Here is a 12590-nt window from a genome sequence, read left to right on the forward strand (position 1 = left end):
ATAGCCGATCCTGTAGTGGACTGTTTCAACTAAAATAGGGCAATAGATTTCGGCTTAAAGTCTTAGATTATAGAATTTATAGCATTTTTCTAATACACCAAATTAGCTGAAACAGTCTATTAGGATGGGTTAGGGGGTTACTAATCGTGTTAAAAAAGCAAAATTAACCATCCGCGCCCCACACAGCCAATGGATCATTAAACTGGTGCGTTACGCTTTCGCGCTTCGCAGCCGACCAATTAGTGCGATCGCCGATCTGGTAGAGTGGGTCAGCACCCTCTGGATATCGCGGTCAATCCCCTGAGGGTGGCTTCTAGCGGAACATTGCGCGGAGGGAACTGGAGAGTTGATTGGCTGCCCGTGCGGCCACCAATCCCGAAAGGGCAGCCACCACCACTGTGGCAAGGCAGGTTAGCTGGGCTGCCCCCGGTCCACCCACCCCCAGCACCATGGCCATGGCGGTCAGAGGTAGGCGATAACCGCCAGCAATACCGGCCGCTGCCCCCGCCGCACCGGCCAGATCCCCCGAAATCTCAAAGGTGGTGGCGAACACCCGGCCACTGAGGTCGCCGATCGCCAGAAAAGGGACAAACACGCCGCCACAGCCCCCGGCTAAAACGGCAGCGGTGGTGGCCGCGGCCCGGAGCAGAGCTACCACCAACAGGTGGTAAGGAGTTGTTTCAGTGTTTTCGGCCCAGAGGATAGCGGCCACCCCTGGTCCAAAAGCCGCTGCTGGAGTCGCCACCTGTCCGATCACGATCGCCAAGAACAGCATCACCAGGCCACCGATCAGGAGACGAGTGGCGGGCCTGTCCCGCAAGCCTCTGGCCCAGTAGATCGCCTCACCGGTGAGGGCTGTAATCGTGCCGGCGATCACTCCGATCAACAAAGTGGCACCCACCGCATCCCAGAAGTCAGTCGGGGCAACCTGCGGCACGACCAGCCGGATCAGTTGCAGCTTAAAGGCAGCGTTGACTCCCCATCCCACCAGTCCCCCGGCTAACATCGCCGCTGCCCGCTCCGGGGTGATCGGAACCTGGCGTCGCTGACTCAACTCAAACATAAAAAAGCTGCCCACCAGAGGGATTCCCATCAGAGCAGAAACACTGGCCGCACCGCCACCGATGGCCAGGGGCCGCACCAGTTGACCTAGGGCTGGATTTATGCTACCTAACCAGGTTCCCGTCGCCACGCCAATATGAGCTGCCGGTGATTCTGTTCCCATGGGCGCACCCAGTCCAACGGTGGAGAGGATGGCCAGGGCGCGCAAGGGGGCTAGATTCCAGGGGAAGCGCTCTTCGGCACCAGATGCGTTCACCACGTCACCGGTCAGGTCGGCGCGAGCAATGTCATGGGGGAAGGAGTACCAGTCCATCAGAGAACCCCAGCGGCCAGAGGAAGTTGCCCCCCGGGGAGCTAAGGTCTGCACGGGTTGCCCCCTACCCAGTCCAAACAGGACTAGCACTGCTAAGGTAACGCCCACCAGAGGCAGCAGCAGTCGCCAAACGCTATCCAGTCCAGAGGCCATATCGAGGGTTTGCTTGATCGCCTCAGTCAGCAGTACCGCGGCCAGAGAGCCGATCAAACCTCCGAGCAGGCCGCCAACAGCCCATGTGCCTACCCTGGTTAACAGAAGTTGTAGTTTGTTATTTAGCATCGTGCCAAGAAAGTTAAACTTTTATCGTTCCTATAGCAAGTCCCTTGGAGTGGTCAAGCAAAACACCCTGAAAGTCTTTACTATATAGTTAGTAAAAGTATAGTCAAATATAAACAGACTGAATTCCATTTGAGAAATTCCCTTCACTTTTACTTCGAGAGATTAATTCTCCTTGGCTGAACTACGCACCTCTCTATCCCATAGCTGAACGGATTTGGGAATGCTTTTCTTAGGATGTTGTAACTTGAAACCACTACTCAACGGATTTAGTATAAGTTAACATTTCAATTAGACGTTTATAAGGAATAACGACAAACTTTTGGGTGTTAGCTTTGCCTATGTTAGCCTTCTGTTTCCAGCCGTCATTTTTGCCAATAACTAAAGCAGATTGAGGGTGTGTTAGTCAAAATTAACACACCATTAATTTTATTTTTAAGTCAGAACTGTCCCAATTATGGGACAGATGTTTTAATTTCTTGCATAATCATCAACCTAAAAAGATTTAATCGTGTTCAAAGATTCGGTAACGTGAGCTTTAAAATCTAACATAGAATCGAAAATATGTCTGACGATTCCCTCTTTATCAATGATATAGGTAACTCGTCCGGGGAGGACGAATAAGGTAGAGGGAACACCGAATAATTTCCGCACTCGGTTATCGCTATCACTTAAAAGGGTGAAGGGAAGATTATATTTTTGGGCAAATTGTTGATGAGATTGGGGACTATCGGCACTAATCCCAATAACTTCCGCACCCGCATCGGTAAAAACTTCGTAACTATCGCGGAAAGCGCAGGATTCTGCGGTACAACCCGGAGTATCATCTTTGGGATAGAAATAAATTACTAGGGATTTTTTACCGATTAAATCGCCGATATTAACCGTTGTTCCCGTTTGGGAAGGGAGAGAAAAATTGGGAACTTGATCGCCTACTTTTATAGCTGCCATAAGATTAATTAATCGATAGATAATTGTGGATAGGGTGATGCTTTATATTCTAACCTTTTTTGGCCTTTTGTTTAGCGCGTTTAGCGGCATCTTTGGCCGCTTTTTCTGCTTCAATGCGTTTTTGTTCGGCTTTTTGTTTTTCTTCGTCTAGTTTTTCTAGATAATAGTGATAATCTCCTGCGTAGGCAATTAATTCGCCCTCCCGAATCTCGACAATTTTGTTAGCTACCTGGGAGATAAAATAACGATCATGGGAAACAATTAAAACCGTACCTTCATAAACTTTTAAAGCTGATTCTAACATTTCCTTGGCGGGAATATCGAGGTGATTAGTGGGTTCATCGAGAATTAATAAGTTAGCGGGAGCAAGTAACATTTTGGCTAAAGCAAGACGCGCTTTTTCGCCACCACTCAAAGATTCTACTTTTTTTAATACCGTTTCCCCACTGAATAAAAATCGCCCTAAAAGACTGCGAACTTCCACATCTTTCCAATCGGGAACTTCATCATGAATGGTATTTAAAACAGTTTTAGTTAGGTCTAAAGCTTCCGCTTGGTTCTGCTCAAAATAACTAGGAATAACGTTATGTTTACCGATTTCGATCGAGCCTTCTGTGGGAGTTTCTAAGCCAACAATTAAACGTAAAAGCGTCGATTTCCCTGCACCATTTGGTCCTAAAAACGCCACGCGATCGCCCCTTTCTATTTCCAGATTTGCTGCCAAAAAGAGAATTTTATCATCATAAATGTGAACAAGATTTTTAATAGTTACCACTTCTCGACCACTACGCACTGCCGGAGGAAACTGGAATTTTAAGGTACGCACATCGGCGATTGGTGCTTCAATTTTTTCTACCTTTTCTAATTGTTTTTCCCGGCTTTTTGCTTGGGTGCTACGGGTGGCACTAGCCCGGAACCGATCGACGAAAGCCTGCTGTTTTTCTAGTTCTTTTTGTTGACGTTCGTAGGCGCTTAACTGAGCAGATTGTTGTTCGTATTTTTGCTGTAGGTAGGCAGAATAATTACCTAAATAAGTGGTAGAAACTCCCCTTTCAGTTTCGACAATTTTGGTACAGAGACGATCAAGAAATTCCCGGTCGTGGGACACTATGACCATGGGAGTGGTTAAATCCTTGAGGAATTTTTCTAACCATTCAATGGTTTCTAAGTCTAAATGGTTAGTCGGTTCATCGAGGAGTAAAATATCGGGAGTTTGTAGGAGAATTTTGCCTAAACTCATCCGCATTTGCCAACCACCACTAAAGGAACTTACTAAGCGATCGCCATCATCAATAGTAAAGCCCATTTCCGGTAAAATTTTCTCGATGCGCGCTTCTAATCCGTAACCATCTAACGCTTCAAATTGTCTTTGTAGGCGATCCAATTGATGAATTAAGCGATCTAATTCTTTGGGATCGGCTTTTTCCATGCGCTGGGGAATTTCGATGAGTTGATGGTGGACTTGATTCGCTTCTTGAAACACCGTCCAAAATTCCTCCCGTACCGTCCGACGGGGGTCCACTTCAAATTCTTGGGTAAGATAGCCCATATGGAGACTGGTAGGACGGATGATCTCCCCGGCGGTGGGTTCCACTTCCCCCATAATAATCTTCAGTTGGGTGGACTTTCCGGCCCCATTGACTCCCACCAACCCGATGCGATCGCCAGTTTTTACTTCCCAAGTGACATCTTTTAACACTTCTCCCGTCGGGTAAATCTTACTAATTCTCTCTAGTCGTAGCATCGCTGATTTTTCTCCAGTCCTAGGCCGGTGAGGCAGTCCGCCCTTATTGTAACATTTAGTTAAGCGCAATCTGGTCTTTGTCAAGTTTTCGAGGAAATAGCCGGAAACAATTATCAACTGACAAGCTATCTCATGATTGGACTAGCGTGATGGGAGACTAAATACCATTTCTGGGCCATTTTTTGCCAGAGATTGGTGGCGATCGATTGTGCTTTTAATTTTCTCCCGCGTACTGACTGTAAAACCGTTTCTCCCACGATAACATAGGCCAGTGCTTGGTCAACTTCTATCTTAATAATTTCTGTCTCTATCTCCAGAAATTCTGTATTGAGAAAAATCCCTTGCCAAGAGGCACGAATTGACTCCCATCCCCTGAGCATTTGCCCCCCGGGATGAACACAGACACTGGTGGAACCTTGCCACCAAAGACGACTCATACTACTAATATCTTTTTGGGAAAAAGCACGGTAAAATTCCTCATGGGTGGCGATAATTGCTTCTTGATCGGAAGAATCATTCATAGGAAAATATAGGTTAAGCTAATTTTATTGAACTGAATAATCCCTAGCCGCTTTCAGATTGAACCTGCTCAGATCAGGAAGGCGGCCAGGTTGGGGGGAGAAAAACTGAATACTGATAGCCGATATTAGTTATTATAGCTCTTGATCGGAAGAAATGCTATATACTATACTGAAAGTAATCTTAAATTGAGTGACTCAACACTATTTTTTATTTGACAGAGATAATAATGCTTAATCCCTACCCCGTAAAAAAAGAAACGGTCAGTTTCATCACCAGAGATGGAATTAGTTTAGTTGCCGATATTTATCGTCCCGATAGTAGGGAATCTTTTCCCATTTTACTAATGCGACAACCCTACGGAAAAGCGATCGCTTCTACGGTGGTTTATGCCCATCCTAGCTGGTATGCACGTCAGGGTTATATTGTGGTAATTCAGGATGTCCGGGGCCGGGGAAACTCGACGGGAAATTTTAATTTATTTGCCCATGAAATTAGGGACGGATTAGAAACCATTGAATGGGTTTTAACTATTCCTAATAATACGGGTGTGGTGGGAATGTATGGTTTTTCCTATCAGGGAATGACCCAATTATATGCCGCTGCCAATGGTCATAGCGCTTTAAAAACTATTTGTCCGGCGATGATTGCTCATGATTTATATCGAGATTGGGCCTATGAAAATGAAGCATTTAATTTACAATATAATCTCGCTTGGGCAATACAATTAGCTGCGGAAACAGCTAGATTAAAAGGGGAAGAAACTGCCTACCAAAAACTCTGGGCAGCTTCCCGAAATTTACCCCTTTTTGATCCTATTGCTGCCTATCCCCAAATTTTACAGGATTTAGCCGCCGATTCTTTTTATCACGATTGGATTACTCGTTATCTTCCCGATGACTATTGGCAAAATTTATCACCGCAACACTTTTTAAAAAATATCGATTTGCCGATGTTACATATCGGGGGTTGGTTCGATCCTCATCTCCGGGGAACTTTGAGTTTATACCAAGAAATGCAAGCGCGTTCTATCTATCCCCAACGACTAATTATTGGTGCTTGGACTCATCTACCCTGGGGGAGAAAAGTAGGAGAGATAGATTATGGTCAACAGGCAATTAGTCCTGTGGATAAAATGCAGCTGCAATGGTTTGATTATTTCTTAAAAGGTCAGGAAACGGAGTTATTTGAAAATCCTCCTATGTATCTATTTCAAATGGGGTCTAATCAATGGCGATATCTGGAGAAGTTTCCCAGAGAAAATCAGCAAATTTATTATCTTGCTAGTCAAGGTTTAGCCAATCTGCGCGAGGATGAGGGGAAATTAAGCGCGATTTTGTTAGAACCTGCGATCGAGGATACCATAGTTCACGATCCTTGGCGACCAGTGCCATCTTTAGGAGGTCATAGCGCCCTACTGGGGGGAATATTTGATCGCACCATGCTAGACTGTCGCAGTGATGTGATTACCTACACTTCTCCCCCCCTAGAGAAAGATTTAACGATTTTGGGTAGTCCCCGTCTGGATTGTTATTGTCAAGCAGACGCGGTTAGTTTCGATATCTGCGCGGTGGTTTCTCAAGTTACCCCCGATGGTCGGGTTTTTAATATCACTCAGGGTTATAAACGGGTAAATAATCCCGAATCACCCCTAAATATTGTCATGCAGGCCACTTTTATCACTATTCCTCAAGGTCATAGCTTGCGTTTAAGTCTGAGTCCCTCTTGCTTTCCTGCACATCCCGTCAACGCGGGGACTGGCAGCTATCCTCACGCAAGTCGAGCGATTGATTTTTCTATTATCACAATTAAGGTTTTTTGTCAAGGAAATTTTCCTGCAAAATTGCTATTACCTTTAGTCGGGGAAAGCTAAACCGCTGCGGGGATCGCGAATGTATAAACCTAACACCAGCGAGGAGATAACCGTATCCCAGACGGGGGTGAATTTGTCCGCATCATCGACCCAATAATCCATAGTAATTAAACATTGAACCCCAGAACCAATACCCACGGCAATGCGCGAATAAGCGGGACGATTTTCTTGGGGGTCGATGAATTGAATTTGCACCCAAACAATGCGGACAGTTTGACGTTTTTCTTGGATAACTTCGCCGATTTCGTGAGGATTGCGGCTATCTTCACGAGCTAACTTTTTGACCATTCCTTTTAGGGGTAATTCTTTCCAATCTCCGGGGGGAAGTAAATTATAGGAAACCTCTAAACGACAATCATCATCGGGGGGTTTTCTATCTAAAAAACGAAAGGAATTATCATCGGGTTCAAAATGCCAATCTTGAGGAACTTCAAAGCGAACTGCACCGCGACCAGCTACAAAAATACTGTTACCCGGACTAGATTTCCAGTTATGATCTGGATTTAAGTCGAGGGTTTCTTTAATCCATTGCAGATTGTGTTTTTTCGATTTAGCCATAGGTATAATCCTGCGGTAAGAATCGGACTATAGCTGTCATTATACAGGCTTTTTCCTGAGAATTAACCAAAACTTCTGTCTTCACCCTTAGGATAACTGCTGCATAATTTTTAAAAATCCCACAGCACAGGATTATCATCTAAGAAATCAGTTACCTGTTTACCGATATTATCAATTAATTTTAGGTCTTCTGGGATTAAATTAATTGTCATTGCTTGAGCGTTATTAACTGCTTGAGCGGCATTTCTTACCCCAGCAATTGCATTAGTTTGAGGTTGCTTGATTAACCAAGCAAGAGATAATTGAGCTAGGGAACAATTATAGCGGTTAGCAATCGGTTCTAATTGATTTAAAGCCGCTTGTACCCTCTGAAAGTTTTCGCCATGAAAGAGTTTATTTTTAATTCTATGGTCCTCCGCTGCCAACTGATAACCATTTCTAAATTTTCCTGTTAATAAACCTTGGGCAAGGGGAGAATAGGCCAGAATAGAAATATTATTTTCTATACAATAGGGCATAATTTCCTTTTCCACCGAGCGCCAAAAGAGAGAATAGGGAGGTTGAATGCTCTCAATTCTGCCGTATTGACTGGCTTCTTCCAGTTGAGAGCGGGAGAAATTGGAAACCCCGATAGCGCGAATTTTTCCCTGTGCTTTCAGATAATTAAGAGCGGACATAGTTTCAGCAATAGGCACTATTTCCGTGTTCCATGAGCCACTAGGCCAATGAATTTGGTAAAGATCAATATAATCGGTTTGGAGGTTTTTTAAAGAGCGGTGGCAAGCTGCGACAACTTGCTCATATTTGAGGTGATTAGCAAAGACTTTGGTGGCATAAATTACCTGTTCTCGCACATCGGTCAAAGCTTGAGCGACAATGGATTCCGAGTGACCCTCCCCGTAGATTTCGGCTGTATCTATAGTGGTAATTCCTGCCTCAAAAGCGGCACGAATAGCCTTAATACTTTCCTCATCTTCAATACCTGCCCACATCTTTTTTCCTGCTTGCCAAGTACCCACGAGAAGGGGAGTAATTTCTATATTAGTCTGACCGAGATAGCGTTTTTGCATAACAGTTTTTTTGATGGGTGAGGTATGCCCGGGTTTTTAGTCGGGTTTAGGGCTGAAAATCCCAGTAGAAGAGGACTAGGGTGACAAGAATAAAAACTTTTACCGTTAGGGGTGTAAAGAACAAACTTAACAAGCCACAAAAAAGACCTAATAAGCGGGTACTGAGGCTAATTATTTCGCCTTGAACATTGTAGCTAATCGACAGGGAGATTAGGGCTAGAGTAAGGAGAAAAATCATAGTTTTCTTTCCTGAGTCTATCGAGCAGAAAAGCCGTGACCGCTCACGACTTTTCGCCGTTTCTATATCTATTATTAGCTCGATTACTTAGCCAATGACATCGGGTTAAAGTAAACTTTTTTAACGGAAAAGATTTAAAAATCCGTTGAAGAGGCCTGTCAGACCAGTAAAGGGACTTAAAACCGTGCCGAGGGTGTCGGTGGCAGAGGCCAGATTGCTACGATGAACCACAACCACATCATTATTGCGGAGAATCGGGTTAGTTTTCTCGTTGATACCTTGGGAAAAATCGATGTTAATTGAGGTTTTGGTGACGGTTCCGTTAGGATTGAGACGAATTAATTCCACTGTGGACTGATTGGCCCGACGCTTATCAAAGTCTCCTGCGGTTAAAATTGCCTGATTGAGAGGGGTATTGGGAGGAACTTCAATTATCCCCGGTTTTTTCACCTCCCCGACCACTTTCACGTTAATGGTTTTAGGGGCAAAACTGGCCGATGCTAGGGTTTCCGATTCCTTGGCCGAGATTTCAGTCGCGGTGGGGATAATCACCGTATCACCTTCTTGAAGAAAGATATCGCCGGTCATATCACCTTTATCGAGCAAACTCCAGAGATCTACCGGGATTTTCTGCTGGGAACCGTCACGAGTATAACGCAGCACTTGCACCTGTCGGATATCGGCGAGGGGTTTGATGCCTCCCGCTTGTTGGATAGCTTGGGTTAGTCGGGCCGGTTTCCTGGTGCCGCCGCGATCTAGGTCATTATTATTATTATTGTTATTGTTGGCAGTGGGGACAATACGATGGGACCCCGGACGATAAACTTCTCCCACCACAGTAACATTAATTTCTCGATCGCTATCTAGTCCAAAATTGGCATCGGCCAATTGATTGACTTCCCCGACGCTAAGGGTCGTTTTAGTGGGAATAACGATGCTATCGCCATCTCTGAGGCTAATATCTTGGGTTGTATCGCCTTTTTGGATTAATTGCCAGAGATTGGCTTGTATTAGCTGTTCTTGTCCCTTGAGGTTGCGTCGGATTTGAACTTGACCAATATCGGCCACCGTAGTCACTCCCCCTGCTTGCCGGATTATTTCGGTCAATAGGGGCGTTTTTTGGCTTTGTTCGGGGTTAATTGTATAGGTACCTGGGCGATTGACTTCCCCCGCGATGGCGATTTGCAGGGGCCGGGGGGTGAGAACGCTAACAGTAACCACGGGACGCTTGAGATAGGTGGTGTAACGTTTAGCCAGGGTTTGGCCGGCTTCGGTGACGGTCATTCCTTCCACTTTGACGCTACCAATCAGAGGTAAAGTTAGGGTTCCATCGGCTAAAACAAGGAAATCGCCGCTTAAATCCGCCACTTGGTAGATGGTGACGCGCACTTTATCCCCTTCTCCCAGGGTGTAATCTTTGCTTTGGGCGGGGATAGGGGCGGTCGCTTCTTTAGGGGGTGCAGCACTACTCGGAGGAGTGGCTTGGACTGAGCGAGCCTCTAAGGAAGTTAGAGGGGCAATAGTGCCGATAATTAATAGATAACGCAGTGATTTGCTGATTAAATGCTGTGATTGGCTGCTATTTAACATGATCAATAGGATTAATTTTATTGTTAACATTGGCGATCAGTGTAACACAAATAGTCGATCGCCTATGGAAACCCCCTCTAATATCGCATCTATCGAGAGTTACCGCTAACTGTAAGATAGTGTTAACGATTGCCTGTATGTAAAGGGGTATATTAATTTTATGACAGCTACTAGCACAATTCCCGATTTTTGTCAAGGGATAAAATATTTTGGGGCTTCCTTACCCGAATTTGATAAATATGCAGGAAAAGCCGCTATTGCTGAGGGAAAAACCGCTATTAGTGACGCTAATGACCCAAATGCTATCTATCAAACCCTCCTAGCAGCCGATGCTTTGCGTTACCTCACCCTACAAATCACCGCTACCAAAGAATCGGGACACCCTGGCGGTTTTGCCAGCGCTGCCGACGTGATTGCCTCTTTGATGATGTTAGGCCAGAAAAATATTTTCACCGAAGTGGGCCATCATGCCCCCGGTTTTTATAGTAACGTCTTTCTCGATCGCTCTCTGGAAGCCATGGGCATCAGCAACGTCACCCAATTGGGAGAACGTTTTCGGGAAAAACACGGACTTTTAGGGCATCTTTCCGGACAAATCCCCGGACTTCTTGGGCCGGCCGGTCCGTTGGGCCAAGGCCAACATTTTGCCATGGCGGCGGCCAAATTACACCCTAATACCCTTTTCCCTGTGACTATCGGGGATGGTGGTTTAGGAGAACCCTACATTATGAGTAGTTTTGGTCATTTTCACACTGCTTATCCAGAAATTACTAATTTTCTGCCGATTTTAGTCTGGAATGGCTATTCCCAAGAACACCATAGCATGGTTTCCCTGAAAACTAATGCCGAAATGGAAGCCTATTGGCGCGGTAATGGTTTCGAGGAAGTGATTCTCATTAATGCCAAAGACTTTGATAATGCTAATCAAAATGGGGAATATGTAGATAGCACCAAATTCTCTTTTAACCAGCGTCTGGAGTTCATGAAAGCGGTGTTAATGGCCACGGATAAAGCCGCCCAATTAGCTCTAGGTGGTAAACTAACGGTGATCATTATTAAACAACTTAAAGGGGCGGGAGTTCACAAACGGGGAGCGGCTTCCCATAATCTTTATCCCGGCGATTCTTTAGAAAAAGATTATATCGTTAGTGCCTTACAGGAACGCGCTTTACCCCCGGAAGCTTGGGCAATTGTTCGTACTAATTTCGAGCGCTCTGGAGGTGGTCCAGCAGCAGAAACAGTGGTGACGGAAAAAGTCCTCCCGCTGCTGGATTTAGGAACCTTACCGATGACCGAATATACTGTGGGTGGCGATAAAAAAGTGGCCACCACTGCCATGGGGGAATTAGTGGTAGCTGTGGGTAAAGCTGACCCCAATTTTGTTGTCACTAATGCTGATGGTAATGCCGCTTCGGGAATTAATAATATTAACGTCGGGTTAAAGATTATTCACCCCACCAGCGATGATACCTATTTCCAAGCACCTAATGGTCAAGTTTATGAGCCTTTAAGCGAGGATGCCTGTGCCGGATTAGCCGTGGGTTTATCTCTCTTGGGAGCGCGGACTTTATGGTGTTCCTACGAGTCTTTTGCTATCAATGGTTTACCGATTTGGCAGACTGTAACCCAAGCGATGGCCGAATTACGTCGTCCTACCCCTTCTACTATTACTTTATTCACCGCTGGAGCCTTAGAGCAAGGACGTAATGGTTGGACACACCAACGCCCAGAGATTGAAAATTATTTCGCCGCTATGATGCGAAATGGTAATATTTTTCCTCTCTTTCCCTGCGATGCTAACAGTATTCAAGTCTGTTATGAATGGGCCTTAGGAACCAGCAATAAAGGCATTACAATCACCGCTAGTAAATCGCCTTTACCGGTGCGAACCACCTTTGAGCAAACTCGTCAAGCTTTGGAAAAAGGCGGCGTAATTCTCCACGAATCGGAAGGCAGTAAAAAAGTCGTTTTTGCCGTCATTGGTGATATGACTTTATTACCAGTATTTGAGTCTGCACAACAGTTAGAAGCGGCGGGAATCGGGGTTAAAATTGTCTCGGTAATTAATCCCCGTCGTCTCTACCGTCCTAGCGATGTGATGAGTGAAACTAGCTCGGAAGCGGATAATAATTTCCTCGATGATGCTGGTTTTGATAGTCTCTTTGCTGGTGATGCTTTAATCGGAGTAACCGGTGGTACAAGCGCCATGTTAGAACCGATTATGTTACGCAGTAATGCGCCTCGGGATGTCTTCGCTTGGAAACGGGGAGAAACCACCGCCAGCGCCGGGGAAATTATGGCCTATAATGGCTTAACTGCCAATGCTTTAACTGTGCGTGCTACCCAGTTATTAGGTTAAGTTCCCAGTTAGTTTTTTTGGTTATTCCCTACTT

At 45.4% G+C, this 12590-nt stretch carries 9 protein-coding genes; 2 read left to right on the forward strand and 7 right to left on the reverse strand.

Annotation, left to right across the window (positions count from 1 at the left end; genetic code table 11):
• Positions 1-313: 313 nt before the first annotated feature.
• The 4 genes from B5D77_RS05075 to B5D77_RS05095 all read right to left on the reverse strand — a co-directional run bounded on the left by B5D77_RS05075 (position 314) and on the right by B5D77_RS05095 (position 4870).
• A complete protein-coding gene (locus B5D77_RS05075; protein WP_008198409.1) occupies positions 314-1657 on the reverse strand; it encodes a chloride channel protein in 1344 nt (447 codons plus the stop codon).
• A gap of 492 nt (positions 1658-2149) precedes the next feature.
• A complete protein-coding gene (locus B5D77_RS05085) occupies positions 2150-2605 on the reverse strand; it encodes a peroxiredoxin (RefSeq protein WP_008198411.1) in 456 nt (151 codons plus the stop codon).
• A gap of 49 nt (positions 2606-2654) precedes the next feature.
• A complete protein-coding gene (locus B5D77_RS05090; RefSeq protein WP_008198413.1) occupies positions 2655-4349 on the reverse strand; it encodes an ABC-F family ATP-binding cassette domain-containing protein in 1695 nt (564 codons plus the stop codon).
• Between the two features lie 125 nt (positions 4350-4474).
• A complete protein-coding gene (locus B5D77_RS05095) occupies positions 4475-4870 on the reverse strand; it encodes a nuclear transport factor 2 family protein (RefSeq protein ID WP_106908396.1) in 396 nt (131 codons plus the stop codon).
• Positions 4871-5097: 227 nt separating this feature from the next.
• Between B5D77_RS05095 and B5D77_RS05100 the strand changes: the two genes are divergently transcribed.
• Complete coding sequence (locus B5D77_RS05100) at positions 5098-6741, forward strand: CocE/NonD family hydrolase (RefSeq protein ID WP_106908397.1); 1644 nt, start codon at positions 5098-5100, stop codon at positions 6739-6741.
• On the opposite strand, the gene B5D77_RS05105 is transcribed toward B5D77_RS05100, so the two are convergent.
• The 3 genes from B5D77_RS05105 to B5D77_RS05120 all read right to left on the reverse strand — a co-directional run bounded on the left by B5D77_RS05105 (position 6724) and on the right by B5D77_RS05120 (position 10227).
• Positions 6724-7299, reverse strand: a complete 576-nt coding sequence (locus tag B5D77_RS05105; protein ID WP_002741242.1) for a hypothetical protein — start codon at positions 7297-7299, stop codon at positions 6724-6726. The two genes, B5D77_RS05100 and B5D77_RS05105, sit on opposite strands and share 18 nt — an antisense overlap.
• Before the next feature lie 110 nt (positions 7300-7409).
• Positions 7410-8369 carry an aldo/keto reductase gene (locus B5D77_RS05110; protein ID WP_106908398.1) on the reverse strand — a complete coding sequence of 320 codons (960 nt, stop codon included), beginning with the start codon at positions 8367-8369 and terminating at the stop codon, positions 7410-7412.
• A 358-nt stretch (positions 8370-8727) separates the two neighbouring features.
• Complete coding sequence (locus B5D77_RS05120) at positions 8728-10227, reverse strand: SLBB domain-containing protein (protein ID WP_008198426.1); 1500 nt, start codon at positions 10225-10227, stop codon at positions 8728-8730.
• Positions 10228-10357: 130 nt separating this feature from the next.
• Between B5D77_RS05120 and B5D77_RS05125 the strand changes: the two genes are divergently transcribed.
• On the forward strand, positions 10358-12556 hold the full coding sequence (locus B5D77_RS05125; RefSeq protein WP_106908399.1) for a transketolase: 2199 nt from the start codon (positions 10358-10360) through the stop codon (positions 12554-12556).
• Positions 12557-12590: the final 34 nt, after the last annotated feature.

Origin of the sequence: Microcystis sp. MC19, assembly GCF_003019735.1 — a bacterium.
In the GTDB taxonomy this organism is placed as follows: Bacteria; Cyanobacteriota; Cyanobacteriia; order Cyanobacteriales; family Microcystaceae; genus Microcystis.

What these genes read in the sequence shown, in the direction of transcription:
- B5D77_RS05075 (WP_008198409.1), bottom strand. Translation starts at nt 1,657, where the DNA reads ATGCTAAATAACAAACTACAACTTCTGTTAACCAGGGTAGGCACATGG.
- B5D77_RS05085 (WP_008198411.1), bottom strand. Translation starts at nt 2,605, where the DNA reads ATGGCAGCTATAAAAGTAGGCGATCAAGTTCCCAATTTTTCTCTCCCT.
- B5D77_RS05090 (WP_008198413.1), bottom strand. Translation starts at nt 4,349, where the DNA reads ATGCTACGACTAGAGAGAATTAGTAAGATTTACCCGACGGGAGAAGTG.
- B5D77_RS05095 (WP_106908396.1), bottom strand. Translation starts at nt 4,870, where the DNA reads ATGAATGATTCTTCCGATCAAGAAGCAATTATCGCCACCCATGAGGAA.
- B5D77_RS05100 (WP_106908397.1), top strand. Translation starts at nt 5,098, where the DNA reads ATGCTTAATCCCTACCCCGTAAAAAAAGAAACGGTCAGTTTCATCACC.
- B5D77_RS05105 (WP_002741242.1), bottom strand. Translation starts at nt 7,299, where the DNA reads ATGGCTAAATCGAAAAAACACAATCTGCAATGGATTAAAGAAACCCTC.
- B5D77_RS05110 (WP_106908398.1), bottom strand. Translation starts at nt 8,369, where the DNA reads ATGCAAAAACGCTATCTCGGTCAGACTAATATAGAAATTACTCCCCTT.
- B5D77_RS05120 (WP_008198426.1), bottom strand. Translation starts at nt 10,227, where the DNA reads ATGTTAACAATAAAATTAATCCTATTGATCATGTTAAATAGCAGCCAA.
- B5D77_RS05125 (WP_106908399.1), top strand. Translation starts at nt 10,358, where the DNA reads ATGACAGCTACTAGCACAATTCCCGATTTTTGTCAAGGGATAAAATAT.